We start from the raw sequence: 24,078 nt of genomic DNA on the forward strand, positions 1-24,078 counted from the left end.
GCATTTTCGGCATTCCTCACTGATGTTATAACTAACATGTCAGTACAAATATAAGAAGATATGTATTGTCGAGCATCAGATATGCAAAAGGAGAGGAGACTCATGCAGGAAACAATCAACTGGCTTTCCATTCTGGTCCGATGGGGGCACGTCATCGCGGCGATTACATGGATCGGGACTTCGTTTTATTTCAATTGGTTCGATCTCCGAGTCAGGCCCACGCAAGACCCGGTCACCAAGGAAAACAATCGCGGCACCATCCACGAGATGCACGGTGGCAGTTTTTACTACCATGAGCAGTATTGGCCGGATCGCGATCATCCCCGCACGTTGGCGCATTCGGGTCCTGCACAGTTCACGTTCCTCAGCGGTCTGGCGTTGCTGGCCCTGTTGTATTGGGCGAGCGCCAGCATATATCTGCTCGATGCGTCCGTCCTGAACGTCTCACCGGTCACGGGGGTGTTGATCAGCGTCCTCTTGCTGGCGATCATCTGGCCGGTGTATTACGCCCTGGTGCGGACGATACGCAGTGAACGGATCTTCAGCCTGTGTTTTGCGGCTGTGGTTCTGCTGCTGTGCTTTGTCTGTGTCCATTTGTTCAGTGCGCGAGGCGCGTTCATCCAGGTGGGCGCCATGCTGGGGACCGTCATGGCATTGAGCGTCCATTTCGTCATTGTTCCCAATCACATCAAGATGCGTCGGCAGATCCAGCAAGGGCAGCCCCTGGATATCTCCCTGGGAGAACGCGCAAAGCGGGTGTCGACACATAACAATTACATCACCCTGCCCGTGATCCTGGCCATGTTGTCAACGCATTTCTCGGCAGTGACGGGCAGTGCCCTCAATTGGCTGGTGCTGTTTCTGTTGATGTCGGCAGGTACGCTGTTGAGGCATTGGCGCAACGTGCAGTTCAAGACGGATCGCTCGGATCACCGTCTCCTGCTTGCTGCCGCAGCGCTCATCGCTCTGGGTATCGGCCTCACCAGGATTCCGTCGTCGCCTGGCAGTATGCCGGCCGGCGCTGTCGCCAGCAGCGAGCAGATCCACCAGATCGTGCAGAACCGGTGCGTGACCTGTCACTCAGCGACCCCGAGCAGCCCTTTGTTCTCGTCGGCGCCACTGGGTTTCAGGCTCGATACGCTGGCCCAGATCGAAGCCAGTGCGCCCCTGATCATGGCCCGGGCTGTCAACAGCAAGGAAATGCCTCCCGGAAATCTGACTCAGATGACCGACGAGGAAAGAGCGCAGCTGGGCGCCTGGCTGCAATCACATCAATGACAAGCAATCAAATTGCGTGGGACGAGACATCATGAATCTGAAGAAATCTGACGTGCATCCTGCAGACGAGGTGCTGCCTGTCTGGGAACTCTTTATTTTTGGCTTGCAACATGTGTTGATCATGTACGCGGGCGCCATTGCTGTTCCGCTCATCATCGGCGGCGTGCTGGGGCTGCCCAAAGAGCAGATCGCCTTGTTGATCAATTGCGATCTGTTCGCTTGCGGGGTCATTTCGATCCTGCAGTCCGTCGGTTTTTGGAAATTCGGCGTGAGGCTGCCTGTCATGATGGGGGTGACGTTTGCGACCGTGCCGTCGATGATCATCTTGGCGGGTGATCCCAACATCGGCGCACAGGGCCTGTATGGCTCCATTATCGGCGCAGGGATTGTCACCATGATACTGGCGCCGTTCGTCGGTAAGCTGGTGCGGTTCTTTCCGCCCGTCGTGACGGGCACCGTGATTGCAGTGACCGGTCTGACGATTCTACGCATCGGTATCAATTGGGCGGCGGGCGGCAATCCCACGATCAGAAAAATGGTGGATGGGGTCCTTCAGGACGTGCCCAATCCGAATTATGGCGCTCCTGAAAATCTCCTGTTTGCGGGGCTTGTGCTGATTGTCATTTTGCTTCTGGCAAAATTCGCCAAGGGTTTCTGGGCCAACATTTCGGTTTTGGTTGGCTTGCTGGTGGGTTTTGCGCTGGCCTGGATGACGGGGCGTGTCGACCTCACGGGTTTGCGCGAAGCCGCCTGGTTTGAAGTCATCGAGCCTTTGGCATTCGGCTGGCCGACATTCCATCCCTGGGCCATCCTGTCGCTATCGATCGTGATGGTCATTGTCATGGTCGAGACCATCGGGCTGTTGCTGGCTGTGGGTGAAATGGTCGGGCGTCGGCCCGGCCCGGAGGGCATCACACGCGGTCTGTTGGTCGATGGGCTCGGGACAGTCATTGGCGGCATCTTCAACACCTTTCCCTATGTATCGTTCTCGCAGAATATCGGTCTCGTGGGAGTGACAGGCATCAAGAGCCGTTGGGTATGCGCCATGGCGGGCATCATCTTGATCGTATTTGCGTTGTTTCCCAAACTGGGCATCCTCGCGGCTTCGATTCCCGCTTATGTTCTCGGGGGCGCAGGTATCGTGATGTTCGGCATGGTGTGTGCCACCGGCATCAAGATTCTGTCGGACGTTGATTACCGGAATCAGCATAATCTCTTCATTGTCGCCATCAGTGTGGGAATCGGGCTAATTCCCATGATTGCCCCCAGTTTTTTCGGGCATTTCCCGAAATCCCTGACGCCGCTGACGCACAGTGGGATCGCACTGTCGGCCATCGTGTCGATGTTGCTCAATTTCTATTTCAATCATTTCCGGGCCAGCCGTACGCAGCAGGCCGCATCCGCCGAGGTCTGACATGTCGATGGACCTGTATGCTCAGCAGGCAATCCTGACCACGCACGCCCTGGATCTTTCACGAGGCTGCCCGGGGGCTGGACTGGGTGTCACTCTGCGCGAAGGCGATGCCCGGACGCGCGCGACGCCACTGGCCAGTGTGACGCTGAATGCTCAGGGGCGGTGTGCCGCTCCGCTGCTCTCCAGTGCGAGTGCCCGGGCGGGATCCTATGTGCTGGACTTCGATCTGGCGGCGTATTTTGATGCCCCCTCTATCTTCCCCTGTGTTCGGGTGTGCTTTCGTCTGGCCGAGCCGCTGGCTCACTATCATGTCCCGTTGATCGTGGCGCCTGGCGGATATTCTTGTTACAGAGGGGCTCCACCCTCACGGTCACCCCGTGAATCTGGCGCCTGGCATGTCGGTGACCCAGCCTCGTGGCCAGATGTCATGCAGCCATCACAGGGTACGGGTGGCGGCGCGGGTTTGTCCTTGCATGTCATCGACATTGCCCGTGGCGTCGGCGCCTGCGGTTTGCAGGGGACTTTGCTAAGGGACGCTGACTGCTCCGCAGAGTCCGGCTTCGCGATCAATGCGGAAGGCAGAACCGATCACTGGTTGATACCGGATGGCTGTCTCGTAGCCACAGATTATGTGCTCGAATTCCAAGTTGGCGACTATTACCGCCAACTGGGGTTCGGCGTGGGAGATCATCCCTTTTTCGATACTGTCCCGGTCAAACTCCGCATCCAGGACATCGCCGAACATCATCACGTGGTCCTCCTCCTTTCTCCATGGGGATACAGTTGCTATCGTGGCAGCTGACTTTAGCCAATAGACATGAAATTACTTCTGATCAATCCCAATACCAGCCAATTCGTCACTGAGATGGTCGCGGCGGCTGCAAAAACGGTCCTCGCGCCCGATGTTCAGCTCACTGCGGTGACCGGTACGTATGGCTCCCCGATCGTGAGCGGGCGTTCCGAGGACGCCTTGGCTGCGGCGGAGGCCCTGCACCTGGCTCTGGAACATGCACCGGGTCATGATGCCGTCATCCTGGCCATTTCCTTTGACAGCGGCTTGTCAGCTCTGCGCGAGTGCCTGGATATTCCGGTCATCGGCATGACAGAGGCCGCGATGTTGACCGCGATGACAGTCGCGGAACGTTTTTCCCTGATCACATTCGGCTATCACGCTCGTGGCATTTATGCAGAACTGGCCAGGCGTTACGGTCTGGACGCCCGGCTGGGTGCCGTGCTGTCACTGCCGCCGCTCTCTGACGAGCAGATCAGGAATCCCGCACTCGTCTTTCCTGAATTGCGGGCCATGATCGAGGCAGAGGTGCATGACCATCAGGCAGAGGCCATCGTCCTTTCCGGGGCGATATTTGCTAACATTTATGAAGGCATTGCACCGCAACTCAGTGTTCCGGTGCTCAACGGGGTGCGTGAAGCTGTTGGGCTGGCTCAGTCGCTGGTCCGCTTGAACCTGAAAAAACCACTCAGCGGTAGTTTCCGTCTACCGGAACCTAAAGCAGTCAAATGGCCTTTTGCAGCCGTTGAACAAGCCTACCAATCGCCATCCTAGGAACAGCGAAACCTTTCGGATGCGGATAATCTACCAGGGGGGGATATGCTGCTTGCCGATCAGGCATTTCAAGCCATCAGGACGCTGTTACTTAGCGGCGATGTACGGGCGGGCCAGATGGTGTCTATCTCGGAACTGGTCGAGCTGTCGGGCTATCCTCTGGCCCCTGTGCGGGAAGCGGTCAAGTATGCGGAAACCCAGGGCCTGGTCCAGATCCTGCCCAAGCGGGGTGTGCTGGTGATTGAACCGCTGCCATCCGTCATCCAAGAATGTTTTCACTTGCGATACCTGATGGATCAGGAAGGCGCCCGGATCCTGGCCAATCAGGCGGATCGAGAGCACCTGCGCGAGCTCCGGCAGGCGCATGCCGAAATACGCGACGAGGCCGGCGTGAATGTCACGCCGGCGTTGCAGCGCCGGGCCCGAGAGGTCGACCGGGAACTGCACCGCGTGCTGGAGCAGGCACTGAATAACTCTTTGGCGTCGCGTATCTACGCCAGCAATCACGACCGTATCACCGTCCTGCAGCTATCGCGGCGGTTTCTTTCAGAGCGTATTATCTCTGCCATGGACGAGCATCTGGATATCCTAGACTCGATCCTGGTAGGAGACGACTCCGGGGCCATGAAGGCGATCAGGACGCATTTTGTCTGCACCCTGCGCTGGTGGGGGATGGACGCTCCTGACATGCTCTGACCTCATCCTGGCGCGATGAACCGTGCCGCTGCGGTTCAGCCCTGCAGCGTGACCACGAAGCGCTGCGTCCTGGGATCCCGGGGATGCTGGAACAGGTCTTGCGAAGGCCCGGATTCGACGATGGCGCCGTCTTCCAGAAACACCGTCTGACGGGCGATCTGCGCGGCCAGCCGCAGATCGTGCGTGGCCATCAGCATGGTCATGCCTTCCTGGGCCAGGGCGCCCAGCACGGCCACGACTTCCGCCGCCAGCCCAGGGTCCAGGGCGGATGTGGGTTCATCGCACAGCAGCACGCGCGGTTCGGGCGCCAGGGCGCGGGCGATGGCCACGCGCTGTTGCTGGCCGCCCGACAGGCTGGCGGGCCAGGCATCGGCCTTGTCGCGCAGGCCGACCTTGTCCAGCAATTCACAGGCGCGCGCGTAGGCCCGGTCGCGCGGCCAGCGCTTGACGGTGATCAGGCCTTCCATCACGTTCTGGATGGCGGTCTGGTGCGGGAACAGCTGGAAATTCTGGAACACCATGCCGGTCTGTTGCCGGACCCGCTGGACGGCGTGCCGGTCGGGGTGACGCCCCGCCTGGAATTGGATCGTTTCGGTGCCGATGGTGAGCTGGCCTTCGTCGGGGGTTTCCAGCAAGTTCACGCAGCGCAGCAGCGTGCTCTTGCCGCTGCCCGACGGGCCGATCAGGGCCGTGACCTGGCCTTCGGGAATGGTGACGCCGACGGTTTTCAGGACCTCGTGGCCGCCAAAGGACTTGCGGATGCCTTCCAGCTGGATCATCGCTGGCCCTCGGAAAAAACAGCGTGCTGGCTGAAATGGCGTTCGAGCCGGGTCTGCGCGGCTGACAGGAAGGTGCACAGGACCAGGTAGATCAGGGCGGCTTCCGTGTACAGGATCAGCGGTTCGTAGGTGACGGACGCGATGCGCTGCGCGGCCTGGAAGATTTCCGGCACCGTGATGACGGCTGCCAGGGAAGTGTCCTTGACCAGCGCGATGAAGGAATTGGACAGCGGCGGCACGGCTACGCGGGCCGCCTGCGGCAGGATCGTGCGCCGCAGCGCCTGGGCGCGGGTCATGCTCAGGGAATAGGCGGCATCCCACTGGCCCCGGGGGATGGCCTCGATGGCCCCGCGGATGACCTCCGCGTTGTAGGCCCCGACGTTCAGCGAAAAACCGATCAGCGCGGCCGGCAGCGGGTCGAGGACGAAGCCGATGCTGGGCAGTCCGTAGAAGATCACGAACAGCTGCACCAGCAGGGGGGTGCCCCGGATCAGCCAGATGTAGAAGCGCACCAGGGCGACCAGCGGCGGCGGTCCGAACAGCCGTGCGATGGCCGCCAGGAATGCCAGCGCCAGCCCGATCAGGAACGACAGGATCGCCAGCGGTACGGTGAATTGAAACCCTCCGACCAGCAGCGGCCAGAGGGAGTTTGCCATCAGGTGCAGCCAATCTGGCACGGTCGGGAACTCCTTGGGGATCGTGTCGCAGTATAGGCGATCGGGCTTACTTCACCCGGGAAGACAGGTCGGTGCCGAAGTAGCGTTCCGAGATTTGTTTGTACGTGCCGTCGGCGCGGATGGCGTCCAGCGCCTTGTCCACAGCAGCTTTCAGGGCGGGCTGGTCCTTGCGCATCAGTACGCCCGACTGGCTGAACTCCGCGCTGTCATCCGTGGCCACGACCTTGACCTTGGCGGCGGGCTGCTGCTTCTTGAAGTCCAGGAAGGACAGTTCATCGTTGACGGTGGCGTCCACCCGGCCGGACGTCAGCAATGCGATGGCGTCGTTGAAGCCCTGCACCGGCACGACCTCGGCCCCGTAGCGCTGGGCCAGTTTGCCGAAGTTGCTGGTGATGGTGTTGGCGGAGCGCTTGCCTTTCAGGTCCTGGAAAGTGTGGATGGCCGTGTTGTCGTCGCGCACGATCAGGGCGGCTGCCGAGGAGATGTACGGTTTCGAGAATTCGTATTTGGCCTGGCGTTCGGGCGTGATGCCGACCTGGTTGATGACCACGTCGTAGCGGTTGACGTTCAGCCCGGCGATCAGGCCGTCCCATTTGCCTTCGACGAACTCCGCCTTGACGCCCAGTTGTTTGGCGATGGCGCGGCCGATGTCCACGTCAAAGCCCACCAGCTTGTTGTCCTTCTGGTCGTGGAAGGAGAACGGGGCATAGGTGCCCTCGGTGCCGATGCGGATGGTGCCGGCCTTCTGGATGGCGGCCAGATCGTCGGTCGCCGCCTGGGCGGCAGGCGCCATCGAGAGCAGGGGCAGAGCTGCAGCCAGTACGAGAGCGGAAAGTTTTTTCATGAGCAGGCCTCGATAGTTAAGCGGTGTTGTTATATGAACGGCTTGTTTTATGGGTTTTCATTCTAATGAGCCCTTATCGACCCTGCAAAGCTTTTCGATGATTAAGCATATGGCAATGCGCTATATGATTAGCAACTATGTGGATACACCCCAACTACCAGGCGGGTGCGCGTCGCGCCTTTCGTTCTGTCAGTGTGTTGATGGCGCTGCTGATTCTGGTCAGCAGCCTGACGTTTCCTGCGTCCTTTCATGAAATCGCCCACTATCTGCCGCTGCACAATCTGACCGAAGCCGTCTCCGTGATCGTGGCCTCGCTGATATTCGCAGTGCTTTGGGCCAGTCGCCATGAAGTCCTGCCCGGCAACATGGTCCTGCTGGGCAGCACCTTTCTGGGGGTTGCGCTGCTGGATTTCCTGCATGTCCTGGCCTATCAGGGCATGCCCGAACTCATCACCCCCAACCTGGATGCGGACAAGGCCATTTATTTCTGGCTGCTGGCGCGCCTGTTCAGTGCGCTGGGCTTGCTGGCGATTGCGGTTCTGGCCTGGAAGGATCGCGCCATTCGCGTCCCCTTGGGGGGGCAGGTGGTGGGCGTGCTGGTCCTGGTGGCAGGGCTGACCGCACTGTATTTCCTGCAACCGGACAGCATCCCGCAGACCTTCATCCCCGGCCAGGGGCTGACCTCCTTCAAGATCTTTGCGGAATACGGCCTCATTGCGCTGTACCTGGCGGCGGCGCTGCTGTTCTGGCTGCGCATGCGCCAGCCTCGGAATTACAACGTCAGCGACTTGTTCGTGGCGGCCTGTGTCATGGCGCAGGGCGAGTTCTTCCTCACCCTGTACGAGGGGGTCACGGATATCTACATTCTTTTTGGCCACATCTACAAGGTCGTGGCCTACCTGTTCCTGTACCGGGCCGTCTTCGTCGAAGCCGTGCAGCATCCCTATGCCTTGCTGCGGGATTCCCAGGACCGGCTGCAGGCGACGCTCGACGCCATGCCCGATCTGGTGTTCAACATGGACGCCGACGGCCGCTATCTGTCGGTCCACACCAGCCGTCCGTCGGATCTGTCCGAGCCCGCGGATCAATTGCTGGGGCGCACCGTCAGTGACCTCCTGCAGCCCAGGGACGCTCGGATCGTGCTGGACGCGCTGCAAGAGGCCGCAGTGCAGGGGCAATCCCAGGGCAAGATCATTACCCTGCACGACAGAGAGGGCCAGTCGCGCGAATTCGAACTCTCGGTGGCCCGCAAGGCCGTGCCCCCCGGACAAGCTCCCCAGTTCGTGGTGATCTCGCGCGATGTCACGGCTCGGCGCAATAGCGAACAGGCCTTGCGCACGCTGTCCACCGCCGTGGTGCAAAGCCCGGTCTCCATGATCATCACCGACAGCCAGGCCCGGGTCGAGTTCGTCAACGAGGCCTTCACGCGCATCAGCGGCTATACGGCTGCCGAAGTCGTGGGCCGCAGCCTGCGTCGGCTGAAACCTGCCCGCACGCCTGCTACCAAGTTTCGCGCCATGTGGGAGCAGTTGGCGCAGGGTCTGGCATGGCGCGGCGAATGGCAGAATCTCAGCAAAAGCGGCCGAGAATACACCGAATCCGTACTGATCTATCCAGTGCGCGATGCCCAGGGACGCGTCACCAACTACCTGGCCCACAACGAAGACGTGACGGAAAAGCGCCGGGCAGACGAACGCATCCGGCTGCTGTCGCAGTTCGACCAGCTCACCGGGCTCCCCAATCGGGACCAGTTGCGCGAGCTGTGTCGCGATGCCATGGATCGCGGCGACGGCATGGCCGCCCTGTGGATGGACCTGGACCACTTCAAGGCCGTCAACGATTCCCTGGGCCACCATGTCGGCGATGCCTTGCTGCAGGAAATGGCCCGGCGCTTGCGCGCCCAGCTGCCGGCTGCAGCCTTTCTGTCACGGTATTCGGGGGATGATTTCGTCGCCTTGGTGCCCGGGGCCACCCAGCAGCAGGCCATGGCGCAGGCGCGGGCTCTGCTGCAGGCGGTGTCGTTACCGCTGCGGCTGGCCGATCAGGACATCTTCAGTTCGGCCACGATCGGGGTGGCCCTCTATCCCGACGATGCGGCAGCGTTCGACACCTTGTTGAAAAGCGCGGAAACCGCCATGTACCGTGCCAAAAGCGATGGGCGCCATCGGGTGGGGATGTTCACGCCCGAAATGCAGGCCCAAGTCAGCCGTGAACTGATGCTGGGCAATGCGCTCAAGCAAGCCCTGGCCAATCGGGAACTGTTCCTGGTCTATCAGCCGCAGTTCGCTCTCAAGGACGGCGCCATCCTGGGCGCCGAGGCGCTGCTGCGCTGGGAATCGCCGCAATGGGGGAGGGTGCCGCCTTCGGAATTCATCCGCATCGCCGAGGCCAACGGCCTGATCATTCCCATCGGTGAATGGGTGCTGCGTACTGCCATGCAGCAACTGCGTCAATGGCGGGACCAGGGCTTGCCCGAATTGTGCATCGCCGTGAACCTGTCGGCCGTGCAGTTCAACCAGCCCGACCTCCCGGGCCAGATCAAGCGGATTCTGGCCGATACGGGGGTGCCGGCCAGTCAGCTGGAACTGGAACTGACGGAAGCCGTGGCCATGAAGGCGCCGGAATCAGTGGCGCAACGCATGGAAGAACTGTCGCATTTCGGGGTCCGGTTCGCCATCGATGATTTCGGCACCGGCTATTCATCGCTCAGCTACCTGAAGCGCTTCAAGCTGCACAAGCTGAAGATCGACCAGTCTTTCGTGCGCGACATCAATGTAGATCCGGAAGACCAGGCCATCGCCACGGCCATCATCCAACTGTCGCGCAGCCTGGGCCTGCGCACCATCGCCGAAGGCGTGGAAACCGCCGAGCAGCAGGAATTCCTGAGAGCCAATGGCTGCGAAGAGGTTCAGGGCTATTACTACAGCCGACCGCTGACGGCGGATGTCTTCGCCGCCTTTGTGAAGGATCACCGGACACAGCCGGAGGCCTGAGCCCGCGCCGCATCCCGGGCCGGGATGGACGTGGGTTAGCCTAACGGCACGCTAGAATCGTTCCCAGATCGTCATTTCCGACAGCGTGTGCTGGAATTTGCGCCGAGTCTCGCGGATCACGAAGGGCACGTCGGTGGGGCCCGACACCCGCCGGAAATGGCTGCCCAGGTGATCCTGCAGGCCGTCCAGTGTGGTGTAGTTCTCGGCGTCTTTCTTGAACCCGCCGATCCAGGCCTGGCGCGGCGTGTGTTCTTCCAGCCAAGTGTAGGGCGAGGCGATCACCAGCAGACCGCCGGGGACGATGCGCTCGTGGATCTGGTCCAGGAACCGGGCCGGATCGTATAGCCGGTCGATCAGATTGGCGGCCAGCACCAGGTCGTATTGCGAGAACTGGGGTTTCAGGTTGCAGGCGTCGCCCTGGTAGAACTCGACCCGGCCGATCATATCCTGCAGGCCCAGGTCAGCCAGGCTGCGGGCCTTGTAGGACACCAGATCGCCCTCGTCGGTCAGGGTGTAGCGCAACTGGCCGGACTGGATCAGCTGCACGCCCTGGTTGATGAAGCGGGCCGAGAAATCCACTCCGGTGACCTGCTCGAAGGCGCGTGCCAGTTCGAAGGTGGCCCGTCCCGATGCGCAGCCCAGGTCCAGGGCGCGGCGGCGGGGTCGATCGCCCATGGCGGCGATGGCGTGCTGCGCCAGCGCCTGCGAGAAATTCGGTACACCGAAATAGGTGTCGCCGTAATGGAATTCGGCGTATTCGGACATGAGTTTGTCGGTTTCGTAGTAGGCGGCGGGAGCCTCGGCCGGAGCGTGCGAAATCACGTAGCGGAACCCGGCATGCTGGAAGAAATGCCGCCGGAAGGCATAGCGCGAGGCGCGCACGGCCTCGTTGCCGCAGGCGATCCAGGACCCGCCCTTGATCAGGTTGTGCCGGCCATCGAAGGTCGGGGTGGTGAAATCGTCGTAGATCGGATGGACGTCAAAGCCGTTGAACGGATAGGTGGGGGTTTCCGTCCATTGCCAGACGTTGCCCACCACGTCGAACCAGTCTCCGTGGGCGTAGCGATCGACCGGGCAGGATGAGGCCCCGTGATCCAGGTGCAGATTGGCGGCGCAGGGCCGGTCGTCGGGATCGTGCAGCCCTGCGGCATCGTACAGCCGGTACCATTCGTCCTCGGTAGGCATGCGCACGGGCTGGCCGGTTTCGGCGGCCTTCCAGTTGCAGAAGGCCTTGGCCTCCAGGTAGTTGACCTCTACGGGCCAGGACCAGGGCATGGGGATTTCACCGGTCATCAGGCGCAAGGCCCAGCCCTGGGTCTTCTTTACCCAGAACGTCGGGTGTTCGGCCTGGCTGAAGGCCAGCCACTGGCGGCCTTCTTCGGTCCAGTCGCGGTGATTGCGATAGCCACCCGCCTCGACGAAGGCCAGGAATTCCTGGTTGCTGACCAGGTAGCGGCTGGCCTGGAAGGATTCGATCTCTGCCGTATGGGTGCCGTATTCGTTGTCCCAACCGTATTGCGGATCGGTGAAGGCCTTGCCGACCTGCACCGTCCCGCCCGGAACCCGAACGGTTTCGTTGTGTGGGGCGGCTGCGCCCGCATCGGCCTGGGGTTCCCAACCGGCGGCTGGCCGCACATATTTCAGTGCGTGCTGGCGGATCAGCACAGACGAGGTTTCCAGGTGGATGCGTTCGTGTTCGATCCCCATGATGATGGCCCACCAGGGGTTCTGCCAGTCGATCGGGGATTGCAGGGGCGCATGGTCGATCAGGTCGCAGACCATCCGACGCACCCGGTCGCGGTAGGCCCGGACTTCGGCCACGGTTGGCCAGTCGTAGTTCTGCTCGTCCAGGTCGTCCCAGCTCATTTCGTCCACGCCAACGGCAAAAGTGGATTCCAGGCGCTGATCCAGGCGCTGATCGATCATGCGTGTCAGGAGCAGTTTGTTGACGAAGAATGTGGCGGTGTGGCCGAAATAGAAGATCAGGGGGTGGCGCAGCGCGATGGGCTTGACGAAATAGGCCTCGTCGTTGGCCAGACATTGGAACAGCGATTCGTAGCGGTCGCAGGTTTCCAGGAAGTACTGCCGGATCGATGCCCGTAACTGATCGGTGTCCGGCTCGGCCAGGTTCGGTGTGCGCATGAATCGCGCCGATCGCAGAGGGGCCGGGACGGGGGAGATCGGGGTGGCAGTGGAAGGCATGAGGATATCCGGACGAAATGGTAAATATGCGAACGCTTCAGCCTAACATGGCAGTGCGGCGGGAAAAAGATCGCATGGCTTCAGCTTCACATGCATAATGCATTGATGCAGCATAACCCTGATACGTTTCATGGGGGGGCTTGAAGGGGCATGGAATGCAGGCATGGTCGGATCATCGGCCGGGGGCGGCGCGCTTCGCGAATACGTGAACGCGTGTGCCTGTCGTGGCTGATCGCGCGGGTGATGCTGGGCGTCTGGCTGATGCTGGTCGTGCCGCAGGCCGCCATGGCTCAGCCCCTGGCGGCGGCCTGCCCGACCCGCTCCCTGTCTCCGGTGCAGCCGGATATCCCGTCGCTGGCCGACGTCTGTTTCGTGCGGGACGAACAGCAGTCCCTGGGGCCGGAAGACGTGCTCAGCGGCCGCTGGCCCGTCCAGCGCCGCGATGCTGACCATCTGGTCTTCGCGCACACCCAGGCGGCATACTGGGTCTACGTACCGCTGCGCAATTCCGACTTGGTCTCGCACGCCTGGTTCCTGCAGCTGGACTATCCCTTGCTCGACGACGTGGATTTCTGGGTCTACGACCTGGATCCCGCCGGTGCCGGCGCAGCGCCGGTCCTGCTGCGTGTCGAGCGCATGGGCGATGCGCGCCCCTTCGGGCTGCGTCCCGTCAATCACCGCCTGTTCCTGCTGCCGCTGGACTTCAAGCCGGGGCAATCCCTGGGGGTGGTGATCCGGGTGCGCAGCAACGGTGCCATCAACATCCCTCTGTCCCTGCATACGGCGGAATCCGCGCTGGCCGGCACCCAGGGACACAGCCTGGCGCAAGGCATGTTCATGGGCGCGCTGGGGCTGCTGGCCATTTTCAACCTGACGCTGTTCCTGCGCCTGCGGATCCTGCAGCCGCTGTACACCGCTATCTACATCCTGTGCGCGGGCCTGTTCCTGACGTCGATGTCGGGGCTCAGTTTCCAATACCTGTGGCCGGATTCCCCCTGGTTGGCCAATGTCTCGGTGCCGGTGACCGAAGTGCTGGCCATCCTCAGCCTGCTGCTGTTCACACGGGCGTTCCTGGATGTGCGTTCCGGCCGCCAGCCGCGCCATGCGCTGGTGATCCAGTGTCTGTTTGTCGTTGGCGTGGTGCTGCTGGCAGCCAGTTTCTGGGCGCCGTATGCGCTCATCATCAAGATCAATACCGTGTATGCCCTGGTCAGCATGCTGTGCATGTTCGGCATCGGGCTGCGGCATGGGCGGCAGGGCGAACGCGCTGCCCGCTGGTACGCGGCGTCCTGGCTGGTCTTCTATGCCGGCTTCCTGCTCTACAGCCTGGCCGCCTTTGGCTACATCCCAGGCTTCATGGCCCAGGAACGCTGGATGCAGGCCGCCCTGGGCAGCCAGATGTTCTTGCTGACCTATGCTGAAATCATGCAATTGCGCGAGCTGCTGGACCGCGCCTTGCGGATCGAGTCCTCGGCCCGCAGTTCCCTGCAACACGAAGTCCAGGCACGCACCGCCGATCTGCGCACTGCCCTGGGGGCGCTGCAGCAGGCCAATCAGCAGTTGCGCGAACTGACTCTGCACGACCCCCTGACCGGCCTGCTGAACCGGCGCGGGCTGGACGAATCCCTGGAACAGGTGCTGGATCAATCGGGTCGAGAAGATTCCTGCGCGGTGCTGGCCGTCTTTGATCTGGACCATTTCAAGCGTGTCAACGATGAATACGGCCACGATGTCGGCGATCACGTCCTGAAATGGGTCGCCGAAGTCCTGGGCAATCTCCTGCGGCGCAAATCGGACGTGCTGGCCCGTTTCGGTGGCGAGGAATTCGTCGTCCTGCTGCCAGGCGCGACACTGGATGACGCCGCCGTCCTGATCCGGCGGGTGCTGGAGCATGTGCGCCTGCATTCCGTGGATCTGGAAGATGGCCGTCGGCTGTCGCTGACCCTGAGCGCGGGGGCCGCAGCCTGGCAGCCCGGAGACACGGCGCAGTCCTTGTTCAGGCGTGCCGACGCCTGCCTGTATCGCGCCAAGGACACCGGGCGCGACCGCCTGGTGATCGATTCAGACCAGGACAGCCTCGCCGACCTGGCCTCGTAAGTCCTCGTAGCCGTCCGCGTCCTGGGCCGCGTGGTTCGAGAACAGGCGGTCGATGCGGTTGGCGGGGCAGAACGTCTCGCGGCTGGCCGCGCCGATCTTGCTGTGGTCGGCCAGGATCCAGGTTTCGTTGGCGCCTGCGGACATGGCGCGAGCGATCACGGCTTCGTCGTGCAGGAAACTGGAGGCCCCCTGGCGTGCGTTGACCGCCACCGGGGACAGTAGCGCGATGTCGGCGTGGAAGTCCTGGATCTTCAGGATGGTCGAAGACCCCGTAGTCGAAAACAGTTCGGTGTTCAGCGAGCCGGGCAGGATGATGACCTGGCTGTCGGGGGCCGGACGTGATTCCGTGAAGCAGGCTGCCGCACTGAGCGAATTGGTGATCAGGGTCAGGCCGCTGAGCTGGGTCAGTTCCCTGGCCAGGATGGTCGTGGTGCTGCCGGCGTCCATGAACAGCGTCAGGGGGGCCCGCAGGCGCTGTGCGACGGCCCGGGCGATGGCCTTTTTGGCCGCGACGTGGATGGTGTTGCGTTTGTCCAGGGGCGGTTCGTCGCTCAGGTGGATGGCGCCGCCATGCACCCGCTGCAGCAGCCCCAGGGCCTCCATTTCCAGGAAATCGCGGCGCACGGTCTCGCGCGAGACGCCCAGTTCCCGCATGGCGTGTTCCGTGGTGATGCGGTCATGCCGCTGCAGCAGGGAACGGATCTTCTGGTGGCGCGCCTCGGCCCACATCTCAGTTCATCCCCACCGTCAGGTTCGGGCGCGCGTAGTGCACCAGCGCCCGCATCAGCAGCATGGCGACCGATACCACCAGGATGATGATGGTGGAAAAAGCTGCTGCCTGCGAGACGAAGCCGGATTCGTTCAGGTGCATGACCGACACGGCCGCCACGTTCAGTTCGGGGGTGACCAGGAAGATGACGGCGGACAGTGTGACCATGGAGCGCATGAACAGGAAAAAGAATACCGCCAGGACCGTGGGGGCGATGACGGGCAGGATGGCGTCGCCCATGATGTGGCGCGCTCGGCCGCCCAGGCAGGCGGCGGCTTCTTCCAGGGCCTGGGGCACCATGCGCATGCCGGTGGTCATGGTCAGAAAGCCCTGCGTATGGTAGTGATAGAAGTTGCACAAGGCAATCAGCAGCGCCGTGCCGTACAGCCAGTGCAGCGGATAGGCCGGGTCGTTGAAAGTGAAGATGTACGACAGGCCCATCACCAGGCCGGGCACGCCCACGGGCAGCACGGCCAGCAGATAGACTGCCTTGGCCAGGCGGCCGCTCAGGTTGCGCACGCCGTAGGCCAGCAGGAACAGCAGCACGATGCCGATCAGGGCGGCGGCCACCGACACGTAGAGCGTGGTCCAGATGGGTTGGTAGCCTGTCGAGATGTTGACGTTGAAATTGGCCAGGGTCAGCGTCATGTTGTAGGGCCAGAGCTTGACGAAACTGGCGAAGACCACGACCGCGATGATGGCCCAGATCGCCAGGCAGCACAGATGCGTGACCAGGCCCAGCACGGTGTCGCGCCAGGGGGCGGGGGCGGGCTGCAACGGAATGCGGTTCTCCGAACTGCCGCCGAACTGTTTCTGGGATGCCACCCGTTCGATGTATACCGACAGCAGGGCGGGCAGCAGCAGGATGATGCCGACGACTGAGCCCATGCCGAAATTCTGCTGGCCGGACACCTGGTTGAAGATCTCGGTGGCCAGCACCCGGTAGTCGCCTGCGATCACGGCGGCGTTGCCGAAGTCGGTGATGGTGATGGTGAAGACCACGAAACCCGCGCTGAGCAGGCCGAACTTGCAGTTGGGCAGGGTAATGTGAAAAAACTGCTGCGCCGGCGTGGCGCCCATGACGGTGGCGGCATCGTAGTAGCGGGCGTCGGCGTTGCGCAGCGCCGCCTGGATGATCATGATGGCCTGCGGCAGCGCGTAGAAGACGTCGGACAGCAGCAGCCCCCAGTAACCGTAGATGTTCTGTTCGATGCCGGTCCAGCGATACAGCAGGCCGTTGCGCCCCAGCAGAAACAGCAGCCCCAGCCCCTGGACCAGGGACGGCGCCAGCAGCGGCAGCAGCAGGCTGAGTCGCACCCAGGGCTTGCCGGCGATGGCGCAGCGTTCCAGTGCGTAGGCCATGGGGAAACCCAGCGCCAGGCAGACCACGGTGGTGCTGACGCTGATGGCCAGGCTGTTGATCCCGGCTGTGATCAGCCCCGGCGTCGACGTGATGGAGGCGTAGTTGTCCAGCCCCAGCGTGCCGTCGAACTGGACAAAGCTTTGCCAGAAGATCGTCAGCAGCGGATAGCCGAAAAACAGGATCAGGGCCAGGGTCGGGATGGCCACGCACACCCAGACCAGCCATTGTTCGGGGGTTGCGGGCAGCTGCCACCGGCGAGTGGCAGCGGGCAGGGTTGCCGTCTGTGATGCGCTCATGGCGGGCTCCTAGGCCGTGACCCAGCAGCCCTGGCCCGGGCTGATCGACAGGCGTACGCGGTCGCCTTCGCGCTGGGCCGTGCCGGCGTGCTGTTCGGCCAGCAGTTCGCGGTCGCCCCAGCGCAGCGTCATGCGGCACAGGTTGCCCAGGAACGTGATGCTCTGGATGACGGCGGGGCCTGCTGCGTCTGCGTGAACCTGGATGTGCTCGGGCCGGATGCAGAGCAGGGCCTCGGGGGCCTGCGCCGGAGCCGGTATCTGGTTCAGGATGTCGGGTGTGTGGGCGCGCAGCCAGTCGGCGGAGAGCAGGTTGCTCAGGCCGATGAAATCCGCCACGAAACGGGTCTTGGGTTCGCGGTATAGCGTTTGCGGGGATCCCACCTGTTCGATCGTGCCATTGTTCATGCAGACCACCGTGTCGGCCAGCATCAGGGCTTCTTCCTGGTCGTGCGTCACCATGATGGTCGGGATTTTCAGGCGGCGCTGGACGTCGCGGATTTCATGGCGCATTTCGTTGCGCACCCGCGCGTCCAGGGCCGACAGCGGTTCGTCCAGCAGGATCAGCCGGGGGTTGACTGCCAGGGCCCGCGCCAGGGCCACCCGCTGCTGCTGTCCGCCCGACAGCTGCCAGGGGAAATGCTCGGCCATGGTGGGGATGCGGATCAGTTGCAGCAGTTCGTCCACGCGCTGGCGGATCCTGTCGGCCGGTTCCTTGCGGATGCGCAGGCCGTAGGCGATGTTGTCGCGCACGGTCATGTTGGGGAAGAGCGAATAGGATTGGAAGACGATGCCGAAATTGCGGGTGCGAGGCGGCATTTGCCCCAGGTCCTGGCCATCGAGTTTCAGATCGCCGCCGTCGGCCTGCAGCAGTCCTGCGATGATTCTCAGCAACGTCGTCTTGCCGCAGCCGCTGGGGCCCAGCAGGCAGACGAAATCGTGGGGTCCGACCGTCAGGTTGATGTCCTTGAGCGCCTGAAAATCGCCGAACGACTTGTGGATGTGTGAGAGTTCCAGGCTCATGCAGCCCTCCGAAGGAGGCCGGGCGAGCCCGGCCCGTTGATGGATGGCGGGTCAGCGCGCCGTGACCTGCTGCCATTTCTTCAGGATCTCGGCCCGGTCGGCGGCGGATTTCTCGAAGTCGATGGGATACAGGACTTTGTCCACGTTTTTGGGCAGGCCTGCCTTGAGCAACTGTTCGGACGGCTGGGACCCCGGGATCGTGACGATTTCCTTGTATTTGGTGTAGAGCGTGGCGGCCTGGGACGACAGGGTCCAGTCCAGGAAGCGCTTGGCGTCTTCCGGGTTCTTTGTGGTCTTGACCACGCCGGAGGCTTCCAGTTCATAGCCGACCCAGTCGGATGGGATCACCATCTTGACGGGGAAGCCGGCTTCGATCGATTGCATGGCCGGGAATGCAAACGAGGCGCCGATGGCGTATTCGCCCGTGCGCGCCATCTTGCAGGGTTTGGACCCGGAACTGGTGTACTGCGCGATGTTCTGGTTCAGGCCTTTGATCAGGTCCCAGCCCTTGTCGTTGCCCAGCCCCTGCAGGATGGCGGCGATCTGCAGCCAGCCCGTGCCCGACGCGGCCGGGTTGGGCATCACGACTTCGCCTTTGTAGACCGGTTTGGTCAGGTCTTCCCACGATGCCGGCATTGGCAGGTTCTTGGATTTCAGGCGTTCCGTGTTGACGCAGAAGGCTGCCATGTAGCCGGTGGCGGCAAACCAGGTGCCGTCCTTGCCGCGATAGATGGCGGGCAGTTTCTGGGCGGCGGCGGGTTCGTATTTCATCAGTTCGCCGTGAATCCGGGGGTCCAGCATGTTGGTGACTGCGAATCCCCAGATGACGTCCGCCCGGGGGTTCTTGAGTTCCGCCAGCAGGCGCGCGGCCATGTCGCCGGTGGACAGGCGCAGGACGTGGAATTCGACGTCGGGCATGGCGGCCTTTGCGGCTGCCATGTAGTCGGTGACTTCGTCGTCTTCCAGGGCGGTGTAGATGGTCAGGGGTTTGGCGTGGGCGGCCTGGATCAGGCCGGCCCCGACGAGCGCGATGGCTGCGGTCAGGGCTTTTTGTGTAAAGCGTTGCATGCGTGTCTCCTGCTGTCGTGGGGAACCGGTCTGGTGCCGGGTCGTCGGGAGTCGCTACGGCGATGCATGGCGTGTTGCGGTCCTACGAGTTATCTGCCGAAGCGCCTGTGGTTGTTATTTTGTGGAAATTTGCAAAAACATGCAATCCCCTGCAGAATTCTTTTTCAGTGATGTGCCCATCCATTGTTTTCGGAGCCAGACATGCCGATATCATCCGTGGTGCCGCCCTGGACGGATGAAGTCCTGGATTTTGCGCAGGACCTCGCAGGCCAGGCCAGATCGATTGCCCTGCGCTGGTTTCGCCATCAGCCCGGCATCGAGGTCAAGGCCGATGCCAGCCCGGTCACGGTGGCTGATCGCGGGGTCGAGGAATTCCTGCGCCGTGAAATCGCGCGCCGCTATCCGGATCACGGGGTGCTGGGCGAGGAATTCGGCATACAGGCGGGGGATGCCCCTATCCTGTGGTCCATCGATCCGATCGATGGCACGCGCAGTTTCATCACCGGCAACCCGCTGTGGGGCTGCCTGCTGGCGGTGCTGCACGAACGACAGCCGCTGCTGGGCATCATCGACATCCCGTATACGGCAGAACGCTGGGTGGCGGTGCGCGGGCGCGGCTGCTGGCTCAATGGTGAACGCTGCCGCACCCGGGCGGTCACGGATCTGGCGCAGGCGATTCTGCAGGCCACATCGCCGGACCTGTTCGGGGAGGCCGACCGCCGGGCCTTCGACCATCTGGGGCAGGCGGTGTATCTGCGCCGCTTCGGCGGCGACTGCTACGCCTACGCCCTGCTGGCCAGCGGGCACGTGGATCTGGTCGTGGAATCGGGCCTGATGCCTTACGATTACCTGCCCCTGATCACCGTCGTCCAGGAAGCAGGCGGCATCATCACCGACTGGCAGGGCCGGGCGTTGACGGCGCAGTCCGATGGCCGCGTCATTGCAGCGGCCAATGCCCGTTTGCATGAGCAAGCCCTGCATCGCCTTACAGGATCGTGACCCCGGGGCGCAGCCGGGTATAGCGCAGTTCGTGCAGATCGGCCGTATTGGCGCCCGGGGCCTTCACCACCAGGATGCGGTCGGCCAGGGCGCCGAAGTCAGCGCGGAAATGGACTGAGCTTTTCAGGACCAGGATGCTGTAGTCCTGCGGATTCGCGCCCAGGTGGTGGAACATGGCCTGGTCGGCCGCCTGTTGTTTGCGGCTGGAAATCAGGACGTCGACACCGCAGATGCGCACCCGGGCCATGGGGCCCAGGTCCATGCGGCAGCCCTGATAGAACGGCCCCGTGCCCGTGAACTTCCCGTCTCCCAAGGCCAGCACTTCGAAGTCGCCTTCCACCGGGGGGCCGCCCGGCGTGTTGCGGCCTCCCAGGGGGTGCCGGATCGTGGTTCCGACGCCCGCCTGGTGGGCTGCCAGGGAGAAGGGCGCATCGCACAGCAGGGCCACGGCGGCGTTCTGCAGGCGATGGTCCAGCAGCGCCTGCAGCATGCCGGTGGTGTCCCCCGACCCGCCGCCGCCCGGATTGTCCTGGGTATCGGCCAGGATGGTGCGGCGGGCGGCCTGTGTGCGGACGATTTGCAAGGCTTCGTCGGGAGTGTGCAGCGTGCCGCTGAAGGCCTGCTGCAGACCGGTCACGTCGGCCGCCAGGGCCTGGACGCCTGCCTGCGCCAGATCGGGCGTGCGGGCATAGGCCAGGATCGCCGGCCCGGATTCGGGGGTGTCCGAATTGGGGAATCCGGGGATGAACTGGACCTCGGGGCGATCGGGGGCCTCCAGTGTCCGTGCCCGGGCCATGATCCGCCCGGCGGGTTCCTGGCCCAGGGTACTTTGCCACGGCATGGAGACCAGGAAATCCAGTTTTTTCCAGGCTGCATGGAAGACTTCCCCGGCCAGCAGCCGCTGCATCATGCGCGCCGCCCGGGCGCCTGTGTCCGCCATGTCCACGTGAGGATAGCTGTGATAGGCCACCATGGCCTGGGTCTGGTCCACCATGGCCTGGGTGATGATGGCGTGGAAGTCCAGGGCGGCTACATAAGGCATGGCGGGGCCGGTGATGGCCCGCAGGCGCCGCAGCAGTTCGCCTTCGGCATCATCCAGGCTTTCGGTCACCATGGACCCGTGCAGGTCCAGGAACAGGGCGTCCAGCGGGCCTGCCTGGCACAACAGGTCTTCGATACGTGCGACGACGGTTTCAAAGGCCGCGTCCGCCACGGGGCCCGAGGGGTTTGCGGAGCACCATAGCAAGGGCACCAGGGTGTGTCCGGTGCCCCGCAATGCGGCCATGAAACCGCTGACCGCCAGGTTCATGGCGTGGGTGGCGTCCAGCAGCGCGGGGCCCTCGACCAGTCCGGGCCAGGCATCGGCCTCGATGAAACGGTCCAGCGTGGTCGGGCCGGGGGCGAAGGTGTTGGTCTCGTGCAGGAACCCCAGGATACCGATGCGCGCCATGGTCAGAGCGTCCCCTGGATGGCGTCGCTCAGGATCGCGTCATACTGAGCAGAGGTGAAGGGGATCGGATTGGTCGCGGCCGAACCGTCCAGCACTGCCAGTGCGCCGACCTTGCCCACGGCGTCGGCGGGGATGCCGATGTCGGCCAGGCCGTGTGGAATGTGGATGGATTCCCGCAGGGCCAGCACCCAGTCCAGCGCTGCGGCGAAACCGGGATTGGGCAGACCCAGGTAGCGGGCCAGCAGCGTCATCGTGTCGCTGATGACAGCCTGGTTGGCCTTCAGCACATAGGGCATCAGGATGGCGTTGAGCATGCCATGGTGGGCGTCGTAGAGGGCGCCCAGGGGGTGGGCCAGCGCGTGCATGGCGCCCAGGCCTTTCTGGAAGGCTGTGGCGCCCATGCAGGAAGCCACCAGCATGAAGTGGCGGGCTTCCAGGTCCGTGCCGTCGTCCACCGCGCGTTTCAGGTATTCGTGCACCAGGCGGCTGCCTTCCATGCCGATGCCCGTCGCCATGGGGTGGTGGACGGGGGAACACAGAGCTTCCAGGTTATGGGACAGCGCGTCCATGCCGGTGGCTGCCGTCAGGCGGGCGGGCAGGGCGGTGGTCAGTTCGGCATCCAGGATCACGGTGGCCGGCAGCATGCGGGCGTGAAAGATGATGCGTTTCACATGGGCATGGTCATCCGTGATGACCGATGCGCGACCGACCTCGGAGCCGGTGCCTGCCGTCGTCGGCACCGCCACGACGGGCACCATGCCGGCGACGTTGACGCGCGTGTAGTTGTCGCCGATGTCCTCGAAATCCCACAGTGGCCGGCCCTGCCCGACCATGAGGGCGATGGCCTTGGCCGCGTCCAGGGCCGAGCCGCCGCCAAATGCGATGACGCCATCGTGGCCGCCCGCCTGAAAGGCGGCGACGCCGTCGCTCACGTTCTGGCCGGTGGGGTTGCCCTTGATGTGGGAAAACAGGCCGCAAGCCAGGCCGTCGCCCTGGCAGGACTGTACGGCCTGGCTGACCATGGGCAGGCCGGCCAGGCCGGGGTCGGTGATCAGCAAGGGCCGGTGCATGCCCAGGTCCCGGCAGTGTTGCGGCAGTTCGCGGATGCGTCCGGGGCCAGCCTTGATAGCGGTGGGGTAGTTCCAGTTGGCGGTCAGATTGGTCATGATGCTTCCCTATAGCGACAGCTCGCGAAGATGGTAGGACTTCACACGCGTCAGCATGTGATAGCCGTAGATGGACAGTGAGATCCCATGGCCGGTGTTCTTGACGCCGGTCCAGGCCAGGGCCGGGTCCAGGTAATCGCAGCGATTCATGAAGACCGTTCCCGCTTCGATCTGCTGCCCCAGGTGGCGGGCGGCATCCATGTCGCGCGTGAAGACCGAGGCGGTCAGGCCGTAGCGGCAGTCGTTCATCAGGGCCACGGCCTGTTCGTCGGAGGACACCGGCATGATGCCCACCACAGGGCCGAAGCATTCCTCGTTCATGATCGGCATGTCGTGGTTGACCTGCGTCAGGATGCTGGGCGCCAGGTAGGTGCTGCCGGGCAGCGCCATGGGAAATCGTCCGGGGTCCACGCAGTCGCGGGCGCCCATGCCGATGGACTGGGCCAGCACGGCGTGGATTTCCTCGGCTGCTCGCATCCGCACCACCGGGCCCAGGTTGATGTTCGGGTCCAGAGGGTCGCCCAGGCGGTATTGTTCCGTCAGGGCGACCGCCTGGTCCACGAACGCCTGGTAATGGGACTGGTGGACGTAGATGCGCTGGATGCCGCAGCAGGACTGTCCGGAATTGAAGAAGGCGCCGTCCACCAGCGTTTCGACGGCCTGGCCCAGGTCCGCGTCGGCGCGAACGTAGGCAGGGTCGTTGCCGCCCAGTTCCAGCCCCCGGCCGATGAAGCGCCCCACGGCGGCTTCTTCCACGGCGGCACCGCCACGCACCGATCCGGTGAAGGCCACATAGTCGATGGCCGGCGACTGGATCAGCGCACGGATGGTGTCGTGCGTGGCGTGGATGAATTGGAACAGGCCTGCGGGCAGGCCGGCGTCGGTAAAGGCCTGGACCAGCTGTTCGGCGCACAGGGGCGTCTGGTCCGAATGCTTGAGGATCACGGCATTGCCGGCGGCCAGCGCGGGCACGATGCTGTTGACGGCGGTCAGCAGCGGGTAGTTCCACGGCGCGATGGTCAGCACCACGCCGACCGGTTCGCGCGCGATGGACCGGTGCAGATTATCCTGTTGCGGCAGGTCCAGCGGCGCCAGCGCCTGTTCCGCCACGGACAGCATGTAGCGCCCGCGCTCGGCAAAGCCGCGCAGTTCGCCCGGTGCCTGGCTGATCGGGCGGCCCATCTGTTCGGTGATCGCCTTGGCAAAGGTGTCAGTGCGTGCGACGACCGTGCTGATGGCCTGTTCCAGCAGGCCCACGCGCACGGACAAGGGTTGTCGCGCCCAGTCGCGCTGGGCGCGCCGGGCTGCCTGGGCGATGCGTTCCAGGTCGGCGCTCGTGGCGTGCGGCCGGCGCAGCAGTTCTTGCCCGTCGATGGGGCTGATGGTGATGAGTTCGCTCATGG

The 24,078-nt window shown here is 63.3% G+C and carries 19 protein-coding genes; 8 read left to right on the forward strand and 11 right to left on the reverse strand.

Features of this window, described 5'->3' with window-relative positions; translation table 11 throughout:
• The first annotated feature begins 60 nt into the window (after positions 1 to 60).
• The 5 genes from VDP74_RS04880 to VDP74_RS04900 are packed head-to-tail and all read left to right on the forward strand — an operon-like array spanning position 61 to position 4,952.
• On the forward strand, positions 61 to 1,278 hold the full coding sequence (locus VDP74_RS04880; protein WP_322998506.1) for a urate hydroxylase PuuD: 1,218 nt from the start codon (positions 61 to 63) through the stop codon (positions 1,276 to 1,278).
• Positions 1,279 to 1,309: 31 nt separating this feature from the next.
• A complete protein-coding gene (locus VDP74_RS04885; RefSeq protein WP_322998507.1) occupies positions 1,310 to 2,692 on the forward strand; it encodes a nucleobase:cation symporter-2 family protein in 1,383 nt (460 codons plus the stop codon).
• Between the two features lies 1 nt (position 2,693).
• A complete protein-coding gene (uraH, locus tag VDP74_RS04890; RefSeq protein ID WP_322998508.1) occupies positions 2,694 to 3,494 on the forward strand; it encodes a hydroxyisourate hydrolase in 801 nt (266 codons plus the stop codon).
• 15 nt (positions 3,495 to 3,509) lie between these two features.
• Positions 3,510 to 4,256 (forward strand): aspartate/glutamate racemase family protein, encoded by a 747-nt coding sequence (locus VDP74_RS04895; RefSeq protein WP_322998509.1) that lies wholly within the window; start codon positions 3,510 to 3,512, stop codon positions 4,254 to 4,256.
• A gap of 45 nt (positions 4,257 to 4,301) precedes the next feature.
• Positions 4,302 to 4,952, forward strand: coding sequence for a GntR family transcriptional regulator (locus VDP74_RS04900; protein WP_322998510.1), 651 nt, complete (start codon positions 4,302 to 4,304; stop codon positions 4,950 to 4,952).
• Between the two features lie 35 nt (positions 4,953 to 4,987).
• On the opposite strand, the gene VDP74_RS04905 is transcribed toward VDP74_RS04900, so the two are convergent.
• Genes VDP74_RS04905 through VDP74_RS04915 form a run of 3 tightly spaced genes read right to left on the reverse strand, consistent with a single transcriptional unit; the run spans position 4,988 to position 7,252 of the window.
• On the reverse strand, positions 4,988 to 5,731 hold the full coding sequence (locus VDP74_RS04905; RefSeq protein WP_322998511.1) for an amino acid ABC transporter ATP-binding protein: 744 nt from the start codon (positions 5,729 to 5,731) through the stop codon (positions 4,988 to 4,990).
• Positions 5,728 to 6,408: an amino acid ABC transporter permease gene (locus VDP74_RS04910; RefSeq protein ID WP_322998512.1), complete on the reverse strand. Its 681-nt coding sequence runs from the start codon at positions 6,406 to 6,408 to the stop codon at positions 5,728 to 5,730. Before VDP74_RS04910 ends, VDP74_RS04905 begins: the two co-directional genes overlap by 4 nt.
• Before the next feature lie 46 nt (positions 6,409 to 6,454).
• Entirely contained in the window at positions 6,455 to 7,252 is a 798-nt protein-coding gene (locus tag VDP74_RS04915; protein WP_322998513.1) for an amino acid ABC transporter substrate-binding protein, read from the reverse strand.
• Positions 7,253 to 7,389: 137 nt separating this feature from the next.
• Between VDP74_RS04915 and VDP74_RS04920 the strand changes: the two genes are divergently transcribed.
• Positions 7,390 to 10,245: an EAL domain-containing protein gene (locus VDP74_RS04920; protein WP_322998514.1), complete on the forward strand. Its 2,856-nt coding sequence runs from the start codon at positions 7,390 to 7,392 to the stop codon at positions 10,243 to 10,245.
• A 51-nt stretch (positions 10,246 to 10,296) separates the two neighbouring features.
• Here the strand turns inward: VDP74_RS04920 and ovoA are convergent, their stop codons facing one another.
• Complete coding sequence (gene ovoA / locus VDP74_RS04925; RefSeq protein ID WP_322998515.1) at positions 10,297 to 12,387, reverse strand: 5-histidylcysteine sulfoxide synthase; 2,091 nt, start codon at positions 12,385 to 12,387, stop codon at positions 10,297 to 10,299.
• A 273-nt stretch (positions 12,388 to 12,660) separates the two neighbouring features.
• Here ovoA and VDP74_RS04930 point away from each other — a divergent pair, with 273 nt between their 5' ends.
• On the forward strand, positions 12,661 to 14,544 hold the full coding sequence (locus VDP74_RS04930) for a diguanylate cyclase (protein WP_322998516.1): 1,884 nt from the start codon (positions 12,661 to 12,663) through the stop codon (positions 14,542 to 14,544).
• Here the strand turns inward: VDP74_RS04930 and VDP74_RS04935 are convergent.
• The 4 genes from VDP74_RS04935 to VDP74_RS04950 are packed head-to-tail and all read right to left on the reverse strand — an operon-like array spanning position 14,509 to position 19,060.
• Positions 14,509 to 15,273: a DeoR/GlpR family DNA-binding transcription regulator gene (locus VDP74_RS04935; RefSeq protein WP_322998517.1), complete on the reverse strand. Its 765-nt coding sequence runs from the start codon at positions 15,271 to 15,273 to the stop codon at positions 14,509 to 14,511. The genes VDP74_RS04930 and VDP74_RS04935 overlap by 36 nt on opposite strands.
• Position 15,274: 1 nt before the next feature.
• Positions 15,275 to 16,972 carry an ABC transporter permease subunit gene (locus VDP74_RS04940; protein WP_322998518.1) on the reverse strand — a complete coding sequence of 566 codons (1,698 nt, stop codon included), beginning with the start codon at positions 16,970 to 16,972 and terminating at the stop codon, positions 15,275 to 15,277.
• Between the two features lie 9 nt (positions 16,973 to 16,981).
• Entirely contained in the window at positions 16,982 to 17,992 is a 1,011-nt protein-coding gene (locus VDP74_RS04945) for an ABC transporter ATP-binding protein (RefSeq protein WP_322998519.1), read from the reverse strand.
• A 51-nt stretch (positions 17,993 to 18,043) separates the two neighbouring features.
• Positions 18,044 to 19,060, reverse strand: coding sequence for an ABC transporter substrate-binding protein (locus VDP74_RS04950; RefSeq protein WP_322998520.1), 1,017 nt, complete (start codon positions 19,058 to 19,060; stop codon positions 18,044 to 18,046).
• A 201-nt stretch (positions 19,061 to 19,261) separates the two neighbouring features.
• On the opposite strand from VDP74_RS04950, the gene hisN reads away from it, so the two are divergent.
• The gene (gene hisN, locus VDP74_RS04955) at positions 19,262 to 20,059 is read left to right on the forward strand and encodes a histidinol-phosphatase (RefSeq protein ID WP_322998521.1); all 798 of its coding nucleotides are present in this window, start codon (positions 19,262 to 19,264) and stop codon (positions 20,057 to 20,059) included.
• On the opposite strand, the gene VDP74_RS04960 is transcribed toward hisN, so the two are convergent.
• Genes VDP74_RS04960 through VDP74_RS04970 form a run of 3 tightly spaced genes read right to left on the reverse strand, consistent with a single transcriptional unit; the run spans position 20,046 to position 24,076 of the window.
• Positions 20,046 to 21,509, reverse strand: a complete 1,464-nt coding sequence (locus tag VDP74_RS04960) for a M81 family metallopeptidase (protein WP_322998522.1) — start codon at positions 21,507 to 21,509, stop codon at positions 20,046 to 20,048. The genes hisN and VDP74_RS04960 overlap by 14 nt on opposite strands.
• A gap of 2 nt (positions 21,510 to 21,511) precedes the next feature.
• Positions 21,512 to 22,675 (reverse strand): iron-containing alcohol dehydrogenase, encoded by a 1,164-nt coding sequence (locus VDP74_RS04965; protein ID WP_322998523.1) that lies wholly within the window; start codon positions 22,673 to 22,675, stop codon positions 21,512 to 21,514.
• A 9-nt stretch (positions 22,676 to 22,684) separates the two neighbouring features.
• Positions 22,685 to 24,076 (reverse strand): aldehyde dehydrogenase family protein, encoded by a 1,392-nt coding sequence (locus VDP74_RS04970; RefSeq protein ID WP_322998524.1) that lies wholly within the window; start codon positions 24,074 to 24,076, stop codon positions 22,685 to 22,687.
• Positions 24,077 to 24,078 lie beyond the last annotated feature (2 nt).

It is taken from the genome of Castellaniella sp. (assembly GCF_034674885.1).
Lineage (GTDB): Bacteria > Pseudomonadota > Gammaproteobacteria > Burkholderiales > Burkholderiaceae_B > Castellaniella.

Coding starts and splice junctions, on each gene's coding strand:
- VDP74_RS04880 (WP_322998506.1), top strand. CDS start 61: ATGTATTGTCGAGCATCAGATATGCAAAAGGAGAGGAGACTCATGCAG.
- VDP74_RS04885 (WP_322998507.1), top strand. CDS start 1,310: ATGAATCTGAAGAAATCTGACGTGCATCCTGCAGACGAGGTGCTGCCT.
- uraH (WP_322998508.1), top strand. CDS start 2,694: ATGTCGATGGACCTGTATGCTCAGCAGGCAATCCTGACCACGCACGCC.
- VDP74_RS04895 (WP_322998509.1), top strand. CDS start 3,510: ATGAAATTACTTCTGATCAATCCCAATACCAGCCAATTCGTCACTGAG.
- VDP74_RS04900 (WP_322998510.1), top strand. CDS start 4,302: ATGCTGCTTGCCGATCAGGCATTTCAAGCCATCAGGACGCTGTTACTT.
- VDP74_RS04905 (WP_322998511.1), bottom strand. CDS start 5,731: ATGATCCAGCTGGAAGGCATCCGCAAGTCCTTTGGCGGCCACGAGGTC.
- VDP74_RS04915 (WP_322998513.1), bottom strand. CDS start 7,252: ATGAAAAAACTTTCCGCTCTCGTACTGGCTGCAGCTCTGCCCCTGCTC.
- VDP74_RS04920 (WP_322998514.1), top strand. CDS start 7,390: ATGTGGATACACCCCAACTACCAGGCGGGTGCGCGTCGCGCCTTTCGT.
- ovoA (WP_322998515.1), bottom strand. CDS start 12,387: ATGCGCACACCGAACCTGGCCGAGCCGGACACCGATCAGTTACGGGCA.
- VDP74_RS04935 (WP_322998517.1), bottom strand. CDS start 15,273: ATGTGGGCCGAGGCGCGCCACCAGAAGATCCGTTCCCTGCTGCAGCGG.
- VDP74_RS04940 (WP_322998518.1), bottom strand. CDS start 16,972: ATGAGCGCATCACAGACGGCAACCCTGCCCGCTGCCACTCGCCGGTGG.
- VDP74_RS04945 (WP_322998519.1), bottom strand. CDS start 17,992: ATGAGCCTGGAACTCTCACACATCCACAAGTCGTTCGGCGATTTTCAG.
- VDP74_RS04950 (WP_322998520.1), bottom strand. CDS start 19,060: ATGCAACGCTTTACACAAAAAGCCCTGACCGCAGCCATCGCGCTCGTC.
- hisN (WP_322998521.1), top strand. CDS start 19,262: ATGCCGATATCATCCGTGGTGCCGCCCTGGACGGATGAAGTCCTGGAT.
- VDP74_RS04960 (WP_322998522.1), bottom strand. CDS start 21,509: ATGGCGCGCATCGGTATCCTGGGGTTCCTGCACGAGACCAACACCTTC.
- VDP74_RS04965 (WP_322998523.1), bottom strand. CDS start 22,675: ATGACCAATCTGACCGCCAACTGGAACTACCCCACCGCTATCAAGGCT.
- VDP74_RS04970 (WP_322998524.1), bottom strand. CDS start 24,076: ATGAGCGAACTCATCACCATCAGCCCCATCGACGGGCAAGAACTGCTG.